The sequence below is a fragment of the Butyrivibrio sp. AE3006 genome (assembly GCF_000424165.1).
GTDB lineage: Bacteria > Bacillota > Clostridia > Lachnospirales > Lachnospiraceae > Butyrivibrio.
Genome location: NZ_AUJJ01000003.1, coordinates 41,427 through 58,985, shown reverse-complemented (window position 1 = coordinate 58,985; position 17,559 = coordinate 41,427). Strand labels below are relative to the sequence as shown.

The window sequence follows — 17,559 nt, the reverse complement described above, 5'->3', positions numbered from 1 at the left end:
TATGGCATATCGCGATAATACTAAGGTTGTTCATATAGGCAATAAGGTCATAGGCGGCGGCAATCCCATAATGATCCAGTCCATGACCAATACACCTACAGAGGATGTAGAGGCGACTGTTGCGCAGATTCTTGCTCTTGAGGCAGCAGGTTGTGACATTGTCAGATGCACGGTTCCTACTCAGGAAGCAGCAGATGCTATCAAGAAGATAAAAGAGAGAATCCATATTCCTCTTGTAGCAGACATTCATTTTGATTACAAAATGGCCATCGCTGCAATGGAGAACGGCGCTGATAAGATCAGGATCAATCCCGGTAATATCGGTTCAAATGACAGAATAGAAGCTGTTGTTAAGACAGCCAAGGAGAGAAATATTCCCATCAGAGTAGGCGTAAACAGCGGCTCTCTTGAGAAGAACCTTGTTGAAAAATATGGCGGTGTTACCGCTGAGGGTCTTGTTGAGAGCGCTCTTGATAAGGTTCGTATAATTGAGGATTTTGATTATGATAATCTTGTAATAAGCATCAAATCCTCCAACGTTATGCTCTGCGTTGATGCTCACAAAAAGCTTGCGGAGAAAACCAATTATCCTCTTCACGTTGGAATTACTGAGGCAGGTACTCTTTATGGCGGTAATATCAAGTCTTCAATCGGACTTGGAATCATTTTGAATGAAGGTATTGGTGATACCATAAGAGTTTCATTATCAGGAGATCCCACTGAGGAGATCAGAACTGCTAAGATGATCCTTAAGACTCTTGGTCTCAGGAAGGGCGGAATAGAAGTTGTATCATGTCCTACCTGCGGAAGAACCAAGATCGACCTTATCGGACTTGCCAATCAGGTTGAGAAGATGGTTCAGGAATTTCCGTTAGATATCAAGGTGGCTGTTATGGGATGCGCGGTAAACGGCCCCGGAGAAGCCAAGGAAGCTGATATAGGTATCGCAGGCGGCGTAGGCGAGGGACTTCTTATAAAACGCGGCGAGATCGTGAAGAAGGTTCCTGAAGCAGAACTGATAAATACCCTCAGAGAAGAGCTCGTTCACTGGAACGACTGATGATCATAATCACTTCGGAGATTCTTCGTAATCTTCGAAGTGTGTTTATATTATAGAAAGAGATTTAATGTATGAGAAAACCATTTCTTGAAGTGTTTGCCACACTTGAATTAGATAAACACACAAAAGAAGAATTAGCGGATGTTCAGGTGGAGAAGATTTCAACCACTCAGAAAAAGGATCTCGTACGTATCTATTTATCCAGTAACCGTCTTATCGACAAGGCAAAGGTCATAAAGACGGAGAAGGAGATCAAGAAGCAGCTGTTTAAGGAGACCAATCTTACGGTTAAGATCTATGAGAGGTTTTTCTTATCTGCCCAGTACACACCCAAGAACCTTCTTGAGATGTACAGGGACAGCATCATGCTGGAATTCAAGAATTACGATCCAATAGAATATACGGTTTTAAAAACGGCGGATTTCGAATTCCCTGAGAGCGACAAGGTGGTTCTTGTTCTTGAGGAATCTGTTATTGCGGAGAAAAAGGCATCTGACATACAGCGCATTCTGGAGAAGATCCTGAATGAACGCTGCGGTTTTGCTGTAAAAATGGATGTCCGCTACAAGGAAGCCGAGACTAAGAAGAAGGAACATGATTATACCAAGGAGACCATGAAGCTTGTTCAAAAGCTTGAGCAGTCCGAGGAGAAATCTGATAAGAAGCACGAGAAGGAAGCTAACGAAAAGACTGCAGAGAAGAAGGCGGCTGAGCAGAAGCCTGCTGAGAAGAGTAAGTTCCAGGGCGGTGACGGTGGAGCATCCAAGGGCAGTAAGTTTGGCGCAGGCTCTGCAGGTAAGTTCTTCAAAAAAGGTCAGAGCGGCGGCTTTAAGAGATCCGATGATCCCAATGTTATCTATGGCAGAGATTTTGATGATGAAGCTATGTCTATGGATGAGATTGTGGGAGAGATGGGTGAAGTCACCATCAAAGGTCAGGTAATCAGCTACGATAAGAGAGAGATCAAGGGCGAGAAGGCTATTCTCATGTTCGCCATTACTGATTATACGGATACTATCACTGCCAAGCTTTTTGCCAAGATGGAGAATGTTCCTGAGCTGGAGCAGGATATCAAGAAAGGCGCTTTCCTGAAGGTCAAGGGAATCGCCATGGTGGATAAGTTTGACCATGAGGTAACGATTCAGAGTATTGCAGGAATTCGTAAGATACCTGATTTTACCACCAAGCGTGTTGATGAAGAGGAAGTAAAGCGTGTTGAGCTTCACTGCCATACCAAGATGAGTGATATGGACGGCGTATCCGAGGTAAAGGATATCGTTAAGCAGGCTTACAAATGGGGAATGCCCGGTATTGCTATCACGGACCACGGCGTAGTTCAGGCTCTTACAGATGCCAACCATGCCTGGGAGGATCTGTGGAAGGCAGAGTCCGGAAAGCGCAAGGAAGCAGGCGAAAAGCGTCCCGACAGACAGGATTTCTTTAAGGTTGTTCAGGGCGTAGAAGGTTATCTTGTTGATGACCTGAAGGAAATTGTTATTAACAATAAGGGGCAGAAAATCGATGGCAGCACCTTTGTAGTCTTTGATATTGAGACCACCGGATTTTCTCCCAAGAAAAATAAGATCATAGAGATAGGTGCGGTTAAGCTTAAGGATGGACAGATTCTGGATCGTTTTTCAGAATTCATCGATCCCGGAGAACCCATACCCTTCAATATTACCAAGCTCACCAGTATCACCGATGAAATGGTTATCGGCTGTCCCACAAGGGATGAGATAGTTCCCAGATTCGTTGAGTTCTGTGAGGGCTGTATTCTTGTTGGTCACAATGTCGGTTTTGATATCAGTTTTATCAATGAGAACTGCAGACAGCTGGGCATAGACGTTGATTATACGACAGTGGATACCATGGGATTATCCAGAGCATTTTTCCCAAGACAGGCTAAGCATAACCTGGATGCTCTTTGTAAAACCCTTGGCGTAGTAAATGAGCACCATCACAGAGCTGTTGATGATGCTGAGTGTACTGCCAAGATTTTCCTTAAGTTTATGCCTATGATGGAGCAGGAGCAGGCGGATGATCTCACTAAGGTCAATGCCCTTGGTGCATCCAATCCTGAGATTGTTAAGCATCTGCGTACCCATCATGTAATCATTTTGGCAAAAAATACCATAGGAAGAGTTAATCTCTACACTTTGGTAAGTAAGTCGCACCTGGATTACTTCAGCAGATTCCCTCGTATACCTAAGAGCGAGCTGATGAAGCACAGAGAGGGACTTATTATCGGTTCAGCCTGCTGCGCAGGTGAGCTGTACGGTGCTGTTGTTGAGGACAGAGATGATCAGGAAATCGCTAAGATAGTGAATTTCTACGACTATCTGGAGATTCAGCCTGTTGCCAACAACCACTTCATGGTGGATTCAGAGAGATATGAGACCATCAATTCAGATGATGATATCAGAGAAGTAAATAAGAGAATAGTTCGTCTTGGAGAGCAGTATGGTAAGCCTGTTGTTGCTACCTGCGATGCGCATTTCCTTAACCCTGATGATGAGATATACAGAACTGTTATCATGGCCGGTAAGGGTATGAATGAAGAGACTCCGGCTCCGCTTTTTGTGCGTACAACTGCTGAGATGCTTAAGGAATTTGATTATCTTGGCGCAGCAAAAGCAAAAGAAGTAGTTATTGAAAATACAAGAGATATCCTTAAGAGGTGCGACAGCATATCACCTGTAAGACCTGATAAGTGCCCGCCTGTCATCGAGGATAGTGATGGAATCCTTACCAGGATCTGCTATGAAAAGGCCCATGAGATTTATGGTGAAAATCTGCCTTCCATTGTTGAGGAGAGACTTGAGAGAGAGCTTAACTCAATTATCAAGAACGGATTCGCGGTTATGTATATCATCGCTCAGAAGCTTGTTTGGAAGTCTGTTGAGGATGGATATCTGGTAGGATCGCGAGGATCTGTAGGTTCATCCTTCGTGGCCTTTGCTTCAGGTATTACGGAGGTTAATTCACTTTCACCTCACTACGTATGCCCTAAGTGTAAGTACAGTGATTTTGATTCGGAAGAAGTTCTTAAATACGGCGGTAATTCCGGATGTGATATGCCTGATAAAAAGTGCCCCAAGTGCGGACACATGATGAATAAGGACGGCTTTGATATTCCTTTCGAGACCTTCCTGGGATTCAAGGGAGATAAGGAGCCTGATATCGACCTTAACTTCTCCGGTGAGTATCAGTCCAAGGCCCACAAGTATACGGAGGTTATTTTCGGATATGGACAGACCTTCCGTGCCGGAACCATAGCAGGTCTTGCTGATAAGACTGCCTACGGCCTTGTAAAGAAGTACTATGACGGAATTGGTGCAGCTAAGAGAAGATGTGAGATAGACAGAATTACTCAGGGCTGTATCGGTATCAGAAGAGGTACAGGTCAGCATCCCGGCGGTATCATAGTTTTGCCTGTGGGTGAGGATATCAACTCATTCACACCGGTTCAGCATCCCGCCAATGATATGACCACAGCTACCATTACGACCCACTACGATTATCATTCCATCGACCACAACCTGTTAAAGCTTGATATTCTGGGTCATGATGATCCTACCATGATAAGGTTTCTGCAGGACTGCACGGGCCTTGATCCCAAGACTGTGCCTCTTGATGACAAGAACGTAATGAAGCTTTTCATGAACACGGAGTCTCTTAATATTACTCCTGATCAGATCGGTGGAACCAAGCTTGGATGTCTTGGACTTCCTGAGTTTGGTACTGACTTTGCTATGCAGATGGTTATCGACGCGTCGCCGTCATCATTGTCTCACCTTATAAGAATTTCAGGTCTGTCCCACGGAACCGACGTATGGCTTGGTAACGCCCAGACCCTGATCCAGGAGGGCAAAGCTACCATAGATACCTGTATCTGTTGCCGTGACGATATCATGATCTATCTGATTCAGAAGGGTATGGATAAGTCACTTTCCTTCAAGACCATGGAGTCTGTTCGTAAAGGTAAGGGACTTACTCCCGATATGGAAAATGCCATGATTGAGGCAGGCGTACCTGACTGGTACATCTGGTCCTGCAAGAAGATCAAGTACATGTTCCCTAAAGCACACGCAGCAGCTTACGTTATGATGGCTTGGCGTATTGCTTATTTCAAGGTTTATGTGCCTCAGGCTTTCTATGCAGCATGGTTCTCCATCAGAGCAAAGGCTCTCAGTTATGAGCACATGTTCCAGGGAGAGGGTACTCTTCACGTGTGGATGAACAATTACCGAAGCAAAGGTGATGAGATGACCAATGCCGAGCAGAACGAGCTGGCAGCCATGAGACTTGCAGAAGAGATGTACGAGCGCGGCATAGAAGTTATGCCTATCGATATATTTAAGGCAGCATCAAGATCCTTCCAGGTATTCGGAGATAAGATCATGCCAAGTCTAGTAAGTATCGATGGTCTTGGTGAAAAAGCTGCGGACCAGATAGTGGAAGCAGCAAAAGATGGTCCCTTTATCTCAAGGGACGACTTCAGACAGCGTACCAAGTGCCCTCAGGCAGTAGTAGAGAAGATGGCCAATATGGGTCTGCTTGGAGATATTCCCGAATCAAACCAGATAAGTATCTTTGATTTCATGAAGGGGTGATTGTATATAGAAACTGAAAGCTGTAACCAAGTATTTTACAAATCTTTAATTTGAGCATATTACTTAATCGATAGTATACTAATATTGCGATATTTTGATAATAAATCTGTTCACTAAAAGCAATGACATGATTTAGGGGGCATTGAGTCAATATGTTCATGAATGTGAAAAGAGCCAAGTTGACCGCTTGGGGTATGGCAATCTGCTTTTTATTGATACATGTACTTATGATCATGATTTTTATTCAGTGCGGTGTTACGCCCATGGCTAAGTTTAATGTGTTCAGTATTAGCTTTTATATTGTTATGCTCTTCGTTGTGTATAAGGAGTGGCTGCAGTTCTATGCTGTGGCAGTATATCTTGAAGTGGTTGCTCATATGGTGCTCGCAGCGCTGCTTACCGGTTGGGGCAGTGGGTTTCAGATTACCCTTATAGGCATGAATGTTCTGGCGTTTTTTGCCGAATACACCGGCAGAACTCTGAAAATAAAATATGTTCGTATGATGCCGATGTGCATATTGGGAATGTTCTTTTATCTTTTCGTATATGTGTATCTGCATTTTCATCCCGCGCCTTATGTGCTTCCTGCGAAAGCTGAATTTTGGCTTTCATTGCTGTGGGGAGTTATTGTTTTTGTGATTACTATGTTCGTCCTGCAGTTTTTGGTTATTATAGCCAACAAATCAGAAGAACAGCTGGAATATCAGCTGTCTCATGACAAACTCACCGGACTTCCCAACAGATATTATCTGACCAATCACCTGGAAAAGTTACAACGTAAAAATGATGAATATTGGATAGCGATTTCCGACATAGACGATTTTAAAAAGGTTAATGATACCTATGGCCATAACTGCGGGGACTATGTCCTTAAAAGTGTGGGCGAAATACTATCGGATAGAGGAGCACTATGCTGCAGATGGGGCGGTGAGGAATTTTTGTTTGTTGGGAAAACATCAGAAATCCCCGATGCCTTTGAGTTCTTGGAGAAAATCAGAAAAGAGATTGAACAGCGTGATTTTGAGCATGAAGGCACGCATTTCAAAGTTACAATGACCTTTGGAGTGTCATCTTCTGCTGGTAAAAAAGTCTTTGATACTATTCGTGATGCCGATGAAAAGCTGTATCTTGGAAAACACAGTGGTAAAAACAGGGTAATTACCAAAAAACATACTGTGGAAAATACGATTTCTCAGGTTCAGGATCCTCTCACTCGTGTGAAGAACAAGGCTGCTTTTGAGAAATCAATAGAATCTCTGAATATGGATATTAAACATGGAGCAGCCGGTTTCGGAATAGTTTTGGTAAGGCTGAAAAATGTTGATGAGATAAACGAAAAGTATGGTCAGGATAAGGGTGATGAGTATATTTTAGGAGCATGTAAGTTAATTTGCGGAGTGTTCATAAACTCACAGGTATACAGAGCTAAAGCAACTGAATTTGCAGTTGTAATAGTGGGCAGAGACTTCTATGAGCGTGAGGAACTCATGGCTGAGCTTTCAGATGTATTTGGTAAATCAATTGGGAACGGAGATAATAATCCATGGCACAGATATCAGGTATCCATCGGTATGTCTGTATATGATGAAAATGATAAGGATGTTTCAGGTGTTATTGGACGCGCCGAAGAGCAGGTTTTGAAAGGATTAGAACAGTGATTGAAGAAATAATGAAGGTTGCACGCAAAGCAGGTGACATAATGATAAGTGCCGAGCGTCCAAAGATAATGGAGAAGGCCGGACATGCCAACTTTTGTACGGAGACGGATGAAAAGATTCAGAAATTTCTTATAGAGAGTCTGCAGGAAGTGCTTCCCGAAGCACAGTTTCTGGGTGAGGAAGACGGACAGGATGTGTTTTCGTCAAAAATGGAAAAGGGAAATTGTTTTGTGCTTGATCCAATAGACGGAACCTCCAATTTTATCTATGAATACAGACCGTCGGTGGTTTCAATTGGCCTTTTGAAGGACGGTAAACCGCACATGGCTGTAATTTATAACCCTTTTGATGACATGATGTTTTCAGCACAGGTGGGACAGGGAGCGTATATGAACGGTGAAAGGATAATGTCTTCAGAGGCGCCTCTTTCTGATTCCCTTGCGGTATTTGGCACAGCACCTTACTATACCGAGCTTCAGGACAGAACCTTTGAAATAGCCAAAAAGCTTCTTCCGCTTTGCGTCGATCTCAGGAGATCGGGGACTGCAGCTTGGGATATGTGCTGCGTGGCACTTGGAAGATGTGCTTTGTATTTCGAGATGAGAGTCCAGCTTTGGGACTATGCTGCAGCTGCGCTTATTGCACAGGAAGCCGGTTGCACGATTACCGATATTGATGGAAAACCGCTTGATTTTAAGGGACCCACATCAGCACTTTGCAGAGCAAGGGGTGTGAAGGAAATTCCGACTTGTTTTTCCTAAAAACATAATATGGAAAAGCCATCCCTTTTTAAGAAGAGATGGCTTTATTTATTAAATCTGATTTATCTATATATTCAAAATATTTCTTTCAAAGCGGCAAATGCATCATCAAATGGAATCAAGTCAGCACCTTCCTCGATTTCTTTTTCAGATATAGCTATTGATTCATCAATCGAAGCGTCGAGACTGCTATCAGGGATCAACGCTCCTTCCATGATACCAATGATATAAAAAAGCTTATCATCAGGTATCTGCTCAAGAAGCTCTAAAGCTCTTTCTCTATTACTCATATAACAATTTCCTTTCTATTCTAGTAGTCCCCACCACTTGTATAGACAACGCTATCATATCATTTTTATTGTGCTAAAAATAGCTATAGCTTAATAAAGGCTTAGGATTATCGATATATAAATACATGCAAGTTTATGAAATTCTGTCTGAGGCAAAAAGGGGATGAGACTGAACCTAGTTCATTCTCATCCCTAAAAAATTTTCACGACTGTTTATATTTAAATGAACACTTTTTTGCACCTTGTTTTTTGAGCTTTTTTACAAGACTGTTGTTTTTTTGGGAAGCTTTTATTCACTCCAATCAACATATTTTGCCTCAGCCTTTATCCCCCATACAGGAGCCGCCACTGTAAATGCCATGATAGTAGCCATCAGTCCCGTAAGAATTCTTTTCTTCATTTCTTCGTTCCTCTTTTACTGTTTTATTACGGGGAAAATATTGTTTTTCTTTTTTCATCCCCGTAATTTTTAGCCATTTTTCCGCCAATCTTACGTGGATGAATCTCATTTCTCTAAGCCACCCCCGTAATCCTGAGCCTTTTTACCGCCAATCTTACGTGGATGAATCTCATTTCTCTAAGCCACCCCCGTAATCCTGAGCCATTTTTCCACCATTCTTACGTGGATAAATCACATTTTCCAATTCATCCCCGTAATCCACTTCATAAACAGCAACTGTAAAAAAACTAAAAAGCAGCTAATGATTGACCGACCTTCCATAAATCATTTGACACTACCCTTACTTTAAAACTAAATTAACTTTGTTACCAACTCCCATCCCTCCGTGGCATGATTTTGGGTAGACATATTTACCACCTCTTTTTTGCGACTCTTATTCACTAATAACACGTGGGGATCTTTGTTTTTCTTAGATGACTGACAAAAAAGATTTCGTTTTATTCATGCATAGTTACACAAACGTTGAAATGCTAGCATATGTAATGGTTTTATTTCTATATCTATATAATGTTTTTTTGATAAAAATGAGGTTTCCCTGAGGTTTCCCTCTAGGAATTGACTTGAGAAAGGATAAGTTGAAGGGCTTAATCACATCTTTCATCACTTTCTGTCTTAAGTTAGAAAAGAGGTAAACATGGAAAATATAAAATTAACAACACTTGATCTAATGATAAAAAATTCTTTGGATGATATTAGGGAAGGTTTTTCCGAAAACGAAATAGCCAAAGCAATAAAGGTACTAATAATTGTAAAAATAATAGGAATAATAATCTTCACTATCTTTTCAATTATGATTCTGTTCGGAATCAATTCTATATCAGATGGGATTTCACATTTTGTTTATCATTACTATGGTGGCTTCTGTGAGTATTACAGATGATTTATTAAAAGAGTATAAATTTGAACAATCATGATTTAATTTGATGTACTATCTAAGTAGTGAATAATAATAAATGTATAATCATAATAAATTTAATTTTTCAATAAAAGGAGTAAAAGTTATGATTAAATCAATGATTAAGAGAGTAGCAACAATCGCCCTTGCAGGAGCAATGATAATAGGAAGTTTATCAGTGAATAATCTTCAGGTCGAGGCTAAAGAACATAAGAGCACTATACTCTACACAAGTAGAGAAGCTTACTGGGAGGATTGGATGAATATCAAAGGTTATTATCCAGCAGACTTCTGGGAAGGTGATTTTGCATATGATAAAATTACTGATACAACAGTAGCAGTTAAAATTTTCATGGGATATGAAAATACAGTAGTAAATATTCCTGCAACAGTAACTCATGATGGTATTACATATACAGTAACTAAAGTTGGTGTTAAGAACTGGGAATATATATATCTATTCGATGATCAATTTCCAAATTACGGAAATTCATTCACAGGCTTGATAATTCCTAATACTGTAACAGAAATAGGAGAGCAGGCATTTGTTGGAATGAACATCAGTGGAAAAATCACAATCCCTGATACAGTTACAAAGCTTGGTGAAGGAGCATTCGCAGCTAATGAGACAGCAACTGAAATTGTAATAGGCTCAGGAATAACAAAAATACCTACGATGTGTTTTTCAGGAAACACTAATGTTACTAAAGTAACAATTGGTAAAAATGTAAAGACAATAAGTGAAGAAGCATTTGCAGATTGTAAGCTTAAGAATGTAGTAATAAAGTCAAAGAAGCTTAAGAAAATTAGTAAGAATGCATTTGCATGTTGTAAAGAAACACATAAAAATGGATACACTGGCTATAAAGGAGTAAGTCGAAAAATCACAGTTAAAGTGCCTAAGTCAAAGCTTAATGAGTACAAGAAGCTTGTTACAAAGTCTTGGAAGAAAACTAATGGATATACAAAAGAAAATAAGTACACATTCAAAAAGATGTAACATTAAGATAACAGCCCTATCCGATATGGATAGGGCTTTTTTTTATGCTTAATCTTATATAAAAATAAAAATATTGCCCCACGCGCGGATTGGCGTAGGCGTTCTTGACGAAGGCGACGGAGCGGATGCGGAGACGCCGAGCACAGGACGTCGTTAAGCGCCAAGCGCAATGGGCAATTTTACGCAAATAGGAGGCTGAGGTTTACTATTACAGTAATAAAAATGAAATGAACAAATTATCACAGATAGAAAGAGAAATTTCATATTAACAAGGTTTCCCTCATGAAATTTCATCTTTTTCGAGAAAATAAAAAACTCCGAAACGCGCTTGGCGTCTGGAGTTACAGGGTTGGGCTGTTTACACAGTCAGTAGCTCGTAGCGGAATCGAACGAAAGTCTAAAATACAAAAGAGTGCATGAACACTGACTTTTTTGAAAAAAATGAGGTTTCCCTGAGGTTTCCCTCTAGGAATTGACTTGAGAAAGGATAAGTTGAAGGGCTTAATCACATCTTTCATCACTTTCTGTCTTAAGTTAGAAAAGAGGTAAACATGGAAAATATAAAATTAACAACACTTGATCTAATGATAAAAAATTCTTTGGATGATATTAGGGAAGGTTTTTCCGAAAACGAAATAGCCAAAGCAATAAAGGTACTAATAATTGTAAAAATAATAGGAATAATAATCTTCACTATCTTTTCAATTATGATTCTGTTCGGAATCAATTCTATATCAGATGGGATTTCACATTTTGTTTATCATTACTATGGTGGCTTCTGTGAGTATTACAGATGATTTATTAAAAGACTATAAAATGAACAATTGCGATTTGATTTGATGTAATATCTATGTAGTGATTATTAAATAAACGTATAATCATAATAAATTTGATTTTTCAATAAAGGAGTAAAGGTTATGATTAAATCAATGATTAAGAGAGTAGCAACAATCGCCCTTGCAGGAGCAATGATAATAGGTAGTTTATCAGTGAATAATCTTCAGGTCGAGGCTAAAGAACATAATACAGGTAAATTATGGTACACAAGTAGAGAAGATTACTGGGAGCATTGGAGTAGTACAACAGGTGAGCATCCAGCAGACTTCTGGGAAGGTGATTTTGCATATGATAAACTTACTGATACAACAGTAGCAGTTAAAATTTTCATGGGATATGAAAATACAGTAGTAAATATTCCTGCAACAGTAACTCATGAAGGCGTCACATATAAAGTAACAAAAGTTGGTGTTGAGAACTGGAGATATATATATCTAGGTGATACTACATTTCCCAATTACCACAACTCATTCACAGGCTTAGTGATTCCAAGCACTGTAACAGAAATATATGAGTCAGCATTTAGTGGAATGAACATCAGTGGAAAAATCACAATCCCTGATACAGTTACAAAGCTTGGTAAAGGAGCATTCGCAGCTAATGATACAGCAACTGAAATTGTAATAGGCTCAGGCATAACAAAAATACCTACAATGTGTTTTTCAGGAAACACTAATGTTAGTAAAGTAACAATTGGTAAAAATGTAAAGACAATAAGTGAAGAAGCATTTGCAGGTTGTAAGCTTAAGAATGTAGTAATAAAGTCAAAGAAGCTTAAGAAAATTGGTAAGAATACATTTGCATGTAGTAAAGAAATAGATAAAAATAGATTTGTTGAATATAAAGGAGTAAGCCTAAAAATCACAGTTAAAGTACCTAAGTCAAAGCTTAATGAGTACAAGAAGCTTGTTACAAAGTCTTGGAAGAAAACTGATGCATTTACAAAAGACAATAAGTACACATTCAAAAAGATGTAACATTAAGATAACAGCCCTATCCGACATGGATAGGGCTTATTTTTATACTTAATCTTATATAAAAGAAAAAAATATTGCCCCACGCGCGGATAGGCGTAGGCGTTCTTGTCGCAGGCGGTGGAGCGAACGCGGAGACGCCGAGCACAGGACGCCGTTAAGCGCCAAGCGCAATGGGCAATTTTACGCAAATAGGAGGCTGAGGTTTACTATTACCCTCAGCCTCTTCCCATTGTCCCATCACTATCCCAAGCCACTATTTACAAAGCTTCTGTTGGGATTATTCCAAATCCCTTTTCCCATCTCTGTGCTTTTTCTGATACTTACTAATATCAATCACAGGAACAGAGTTATTGGGATGTGTCCTATTCCATTCGAGCTGCAATTTATGAAATGCTCTCAGCTTGCTTTCAGACACCGATGCTGGAACTTTCCCAATCAGCCTAGCTATCTCTTTCTGATCATACCCTTCCAACATCAGCTTAATAACACTCTTCTGAGCATCAGACAGATTTTTGATTTCAGAAAAGAAAAATCTGCGTATTTCTTGTTTTGTAGATTTTGCTTCCTGCTGGTCAGCTTGCTCAATTATGTAAGTGAGATAATCTTTGTGATATCCTGCTTCGAATTCTTCTTTGACTATACCATTGTCACGTCTGAAGAATTCATAGTTGTTGTTGACGACCTCCTTTGATTTCTGTTGACTGGAGATATTGTTCTCTACCCTATTCTCTAAGAGCATAAGAACAACATCATACGAATTCATGTGACCATAGTCGGATAACAGCGATTTCATCGATATTTCTTTTTGCGTTGACAAATTCGGAAATGTCATTTTTCCGTTAAACAGATCAATGACTGCACTGTTCCGTCTTTTGGTTTTTTGATTGACGAATCTATACGTGATGTACCCTTCGTCATATACAGTGACTGTACCTGAATAGTCAAGTACAGATAGCTGGTCTGACAGGACCTTAGTACAAGATGCTTGTAGCTGATTGCACCCAATATGCTTTAATTTCACAGGGTGCAATGATTTGGCAAACTCAGCCAAAGTAATCTGGCACTGCTCCAAGTCAGTAAGCTGGTTAATTGTGACTCCTTTAACATTGATGCTCATATGTATACCTCCTTTTTTTACGCATCAGGAGGAAACACAGAGGATGCTATGAGATATGGAATGCCTATAGGGCTATTGATAACGCCATTAAGTCACTTTTAATGTCATGATCTGTTTGGCATATATTGCGATAACTGTTATGAATGCCATGCGTACAAATGTAACGTCTATCCCACTTATTTCTCTGTATTTCCTTTTTGTTTTTAATTACAAAAGGAGATAAAAAAGAGTCCTTGGAACACGTATCTGAGGTACAAATAAAGAACTCATCGTTAATAGATGAGTAGGTATTTAAAAATGACGTCTAGGCAGTCATTTGTGCACTATTTCTAAAATGGAGTGGGAATTCACGAAAAGCTTTGTGAAAAGAACACAAAAGGCATTTGCTCCCGAATTGGAACGTAGAAAATGTAATTCTTTATATGAATAAAATATTTGAGATCCTTTTGTTGATTGATGAAAATATCCCGAATTTATCTGTTGTAAATATGAACTATTAGAGGGAGACAGATTATCTTGTTTCAAAAAATGAAATAGTCCCGAATTTGTTTCCCTCAAATCTATAAAAGTAGGAACACAGAAATATATATGGAAGGGAGATGATATTATGCCAACTGTGAATCCTAGAAATGTAAAGCTGTCACAGACAGCAGCCCTTGGCTCAAAGTCAAGGAACGTAACTGCAAACGGAGTAGCAACACGTTTTAAACGTGACCCTGCAACAAACCAGCCTACTCAAGAGATTGAGGGCTATGCGGTCAACGTCCTCTCCGCCCGTGGAGAGGTACAGACAGTGAAGCTACCCAAGACTACCGAAGATCAGATAGAGCAGATAAAAACTGCGCTATCCGAAGATAAGGTGGTTCAAGTCACTCTGGATGGCTTTGTAGGCAAGTTCTACGCAATGCTTGATCGTCAAACTGGACGCCTGATTCAAGGAATCAGCGCTACGGCTACAGATATCAAAATTGTATCTGTAGAAGATCTCGTTGAAGATTTTGACGATGAAGTCATCATGTAACTGTAAACAAACGGGCGGTCAATCAGACCGCCCACCTATGAAAGGAAAAGTTATGGAACATTGTTTTAGATACTCATATGGAAAAGAATGTAAAGAAGACCGTGACTTGATGGCAGAATTAGCATATTTTGATGGGCTAAGTCCCTCAAATGCTGATTCAAAGAATATAAATACGACACTTCCCTGTGTATCGTTAGAAACTCAGGCAAATGTGCTCTCAAAGGATGGCACAGAATGGCTCCATGCAGTAGAAGCTGATCGGGATGGTGAGAATATCAAAATCCGTATTATCACAAAAGATAATCGAGGTGTTAATGTTGTTATTCCTAATGCAAGGGACAGGATTCTCTATAACAAATATAGGGACCTTAGATTCCTCATACGGAACAATGATTTTATATATGTCACCTTCCCAGAACTGATGGTTATGGCGATAAAAAACGTCAGAGGGTTATATTTACTCGCCCATGACTTTAAGGTTAAAAATCCAGATGATGAACCTGATAGGCCTCAGCCAACAATATTTATTTAAAATGAGGGGCTATTATGCCCCTCAAAAATGAAAGGAATCATTATGGAAGAATATAAACTAAAATGGGAAATCATAGATTTCTCTCCTTATAATCCTACTCATAATACATGGTTAGCAATATCTTCATTTAGTGTTGTTGTCGATGAAGTTACTGGATTACCAAAGGACTTTGTCTTAGTCACTGCAATTGACAAATATCTTGCTAACTGTGATATATGTGAATTTCCTCTATTTATTGAAGCAGACAAAGTGTTTCACACTCCTGCTCATACAAAACTGTTGGAGGAATTCCGCAAAGGGCAACCTTTTGTATTGGTAAATCCAATACAGCTTCGTGTATGTCGCCAATTTGTTTACGACAAAGGCTGTTATAACTACATAGGTACAGCAGAAGGATTTACAGTTATCGAGACCCAATGGCTTGGGCATGGAAAGGAGCATTAACAATGGAACAAAACAAATATCTACACAGTGTAATAACAAAGATTTCTCAGGCGTATCAGTATGTTCAGCAAGAGATATCAGAATCTGCGCAAATGAAACAGCAAGCTGTGTTAAACCAAGTCGCAGCTAATAATATTTTAGCGATTCGATATGATCTTTATGAAGGATTAAGGAACAGTAATTATCCGAACCTTAAACCCATAGAGACTTTCAACTCCATTCGCTGTAACGGGTGGGGGTTGAAGCAGAATACAGTAGTCTATATGTATACCTTGGCAAAAATAAACACCGAGGTACTACCGAACCCGGTATTGCAACTGATCATGTCTAATATGAATAAAGACATAGCAGCTGCATTAGTTACACTTAATAGTCTATATGGATATGAGTATGTTCGTGCATTTTATCCATATTTATTCCTAGGACTATATATCGTTTCTATCAGAGACTTGGGTATCGATGTTGAAATCAGTGTTGTCTAGCAAATAAGCCTTGCATCTAATGGTGCAGGGCTTGTTCTTGTTATCTTACTTTTCAATTCAGAATTTATATTTTTTTACTTTATTCCCTAATTACCCCCGTGAAAACACATTCTTATATAGAGAAGCCGATTAGATCGGCATAGCTGATAATTATGCAGTTCTGCCAATTGTAGAACTGTAGTATGGAGGATAACAAATAATGGTCGATCTCACAAAACACAGATCTGATGAACTGGCTCAAAACTCTTCATTAGAAAAGAACAAATCATCTTCATATGATAAACAAAGCAAGGTTTTCCTTCTGACCTTGAATAATCCACAAAAGTATGGTTACACCCATGAGTTTATCATTGACACCATACACAAATTCAAACACGTAAAATACTGGTGTATATGCGACGAAATCGGCAAAAGCGGTAATTACCATTCACATCTGTACATACTACTTGGGAAGAAAAAGCGCTGGTCTTCTGTTAAAAGGGCTTTCCCTCACTCATATATAGTAGAAAAAGTTATGGGCTCTCCACAAGAATGTCGTGCATATATTCGTAAAGAAGGCGAACGTCATAAGGAAAAGAAGGATACTAATCTTCCTGAAACATTTTATGAGGAAGGTACTATACCAACCTTTAAACTATCGAACGATAGAGTAGAAATGCTCATACAGATTGAGGATATGATAAATCAAGGTATGCGCCCTGAACAAATAATGGAACAAAGTGTAGTATTCCGCCAGTTTGAGACTATCATCCGTAAAAGTTTCTTTGCGAAGCGTTTAAAAGAGACACCACCATTGCGTCAGATAAAGATAGTATGGCATCTTGGCGCGAGTGGGAGCGGCAAATCTTTTTCATATACGCAGCTATGCGGACAGTATGGCGAAGATGAAGTGTTTTTTGCATCTGATTATAGTAATAACTGCACTGCTCTTTTTGATGGTTATGAAGGACAGAGAGTTATTTTTTTAGATGAAGTGAAGACAGACAGTTTTAAGTATGGGTTATTGCTCCAGATCTTCCAAGGCTATAAAGGGCAAATACACAGCAGATATAATAATGTCTACAGCCTTTGGACAGAAATACACGCCACTTCTATATTCTGCCCTGATGAGCTATATGATGAAATGGTGCCACTATCCAGTAGATCAGTAGATAGTAAAACACAGTTATTAAGAAGGATTACTGACTATTGTTATCACTGGAAGGATGATGAGGGTTACCATGTATTTCAAATTCCTGCTGCTGAGTACAAGTCATACAAAGATTTAAAGGAGCGTGCAGAAGGTAAAACTAATGAGTTTAAAAACACAGATGAATCTGATGATATTCCATTTGTAGATTAAACCGACAACCATTATTTTATAATTCTAAAAGGAGATGCGAGCATTTTAGACAGAGGACACCAAGCCTAGA

The 17,559-nt window shown here is 39.5% G+C and carries 15 protein-coding genes; 13 read left to right on the top strand and 2 right to left on the bottom strand.

Annotated features, from left to right (window positions below):
- Position 1 precedes the first annotated feature (1 nt).
- The 4 genes from ispG to G603_RS0103300 all read left to right on the top strand — a co-directional run bounded on the left by ispG (position 2) and on the right by G603_RS0103300 (position 8,092).
- On the top strand, positions 2 to 1,060 hold the full coding sequence (ispG, locus tag G603_RS0103315) for a flavodoxin-dependent (E)-4-hydroxy-3-methylbut-2-enyl-diphosphate synthase (RefSeq protein WP_026669320.1): 1,059 nt from the start codon (positions 2 to 4) through the stop codon (positions 1,058 to 1,060).
- Positions 1,061 to 1,131: 71 nt separating this feature from the next.
- Positions 1,132 to 5,673 (top strand): PolC-type DNA polymerase III, encoded by a 4,542-nt coding sequence (locus tag G603_RS0103310; protein WP_026669319.1) that lies wholly within the window; start codon positions 1,132 to 1,134, stop codon positions 5,671 to 5,673.
- Between the two features lie 152 nt (positions 5,674 to 5,825).
- On the top strand, positions 5,826 to 7,331 hold the full coding sequence (locus G603_RS21245; RefSeq protein WP_051207402.1) for a GGDEF domain-containing protein: 1,506 nt from the start codon (positions 5,826 to 5,828) through the stop codon (positions 7,329 to 7,331).
- Positions 7,328 to 8,092 (top strand): inositol monophosphatase family protein, encoded by a 765-nt coding sequence (locus G603_RS0103300; protein WP_026669318.1) that lies wholly within the window; start codon positions 7,328 to 7,330, stop codon positions 8,090 to 8,092. The genes G603_RS21245 and G603_RS0103300 overlap by 4 nt, the downstream gene beginning before the upstream one ends.
- Before the next feature lie 74 nt (positions 8,093 to 8,166).
- Here the strand turns inward: G603_RS0103300 and G603_RS19025 are convergent, their stop codons facing one another.
- Entirely contained in the window at positions 8,167 to 8,382 is a 216-nt protein-coding gene (locus G603_RS19025) for a hypothetical protein (protein ID WP_035791873.1), read from the bottom strand.
- Positions 8,383 to 9,476: 1,094 nt separating this feature from the next.
- On the opposite strand from G603_RS19025, the gene G603_RS0103285 reads away from it, so the two are divergent.
- From G603_RS0103285 to G603_RS0103270, 4 genes are all read left to right on the top strand, one after another.
- Positions 9,477 to 9,722, top strand: coding sequence for a hypothetical protein (locus G603_RS0103285; RefSeq protein WP_026669316.1), 246 nt, complete (start codon positions 9,477 to 9,479; stop codon positions 9,720 to 9,722).
- A 121-nt stretch (positions 9,723 to 9,843) separates the two neighbouring features.
- The gene (locus tag G603_RS0103280; protein ID WP_026669317.1) at positions 9,844 to 10,737 is read left to right on the top strand and encodes a leucine-rich repeat domain-containing protein; all 894 of its coding nucleotides are present in this window, start codon (positions 9,844 to 9,846) and stop codon (positions 10,735 to 10,737) included.
- A gap of 551 nt (positions 10,738 to 11,288) precedes the next feature.
- Positions 11,289 to 11,534 carry a hypothetical protein gene (locus tag G603_RS0103275; RefSeq protein WP_026669316.1) on the top strand — a complete coding sequence of 82 codons (246 nt, stop codon included), beginning with the start codon at positions 11,289 to 11,291 and terminating at the stop codon, positions 11,532 to 11,534.
- Positions 11,535 to 11,654: 120 nt separating this feature from the next.
- Positions 11,655 to 12,551, top strand: coding sequence for a leucine-rich repeat domain-containing protein (locus tag G603_RS0103270; protein ID WP_026669315.1), 897 nt, complete (start codon positions 11,655 to 11,657; stop codon positions 12,549 to 12,551).
- 277 nt (positions 12,552 to 12,828) lie between these two features.
- Here G603_RS0103270 and G603_RS0103265 read toward each other — a convergent pair whose 3' ends face one another.
- Positions 12,829 to 13,668 (bottom strand): helix-turn-helix transcriptional regulator, encoded by an 840-nt coding sequence (locus G603_RS0103265; protein WP_026669314.1) that lies wholly within the window; start codon positions 13,666 to 13,668, stop codon positions 12,829 to 12,831.
- Positions 13,669 to 14,275: 607 nt separating this feature from the next.
- Between G603_RS0103265 and G603_RS0103260 the strand changes: the two genes are divergently transcribed.
- The 5 genes from G603_RS0103260 (at position 14,276) to G603_RS21240 (ending at position 17,489) form a co-directional block, all read left to right on the top strand.
- A complete protein-coding gene (locus G603_RS0103260; RefSeq protein WP_026669313.1) occupies positions 14,276 to 14,689 on the top strand; it encodes a hypothetical protein in 414 nt (137 codons plus the stop codon).
- A 37-nt stretch (positions 14,690 to 14,726) separates the two neighbouring features.
- The gene (locus tag G603_RS0103255; protein ID WP_155832607.1) at positions 14,727 to 15,221 is read left to right on the top strand and encodes a hypothetical protein; all 495 of its coding nucleotides are present in this window, start codon (positions 14,727 to 14,729) and stop codon (positions 15,219 to 15,221) included.
- 42 nt (positions 15,222 to 15,263) lie between these two features.
- Entirely contained in the window at positions 15,264 to 15,665 is a 402-nt protein-coding gene (locus tag G603_RS0103250; protein WP_155832606.1) for a hypothetical protein, read from the top strand.
- 2 nt (positions 15,666 to 15,667) lie between these two features.
- Positions 15,668 to 16,147, top strand: a complete 480-nt coding sequence (locus tag G603_RS0103245; RefSeq protein WP_026669311.1) for a hypothetical protein — start codon at positions 15,668 to 15,670, stop codon at positions 16,145 to 16,147.
- Between the two features lie 199 nt (positions 16,148 to 16,346).
- The gene (locus G603_RS21240) at positions 16,347 to 17,489 is read left to right on the top strand and encodes a hypothetical protein (protein ID WP_026669310.1); all 1,143 of its coding nucleotides are present in this window, start codon (positions 16,347 to 16,349) and stop codon (positions 17,487 to 17,489) included.
- The last annotated feature ends 70 nt before the right edge of the window (positions 17,490 to 17,559 follow it).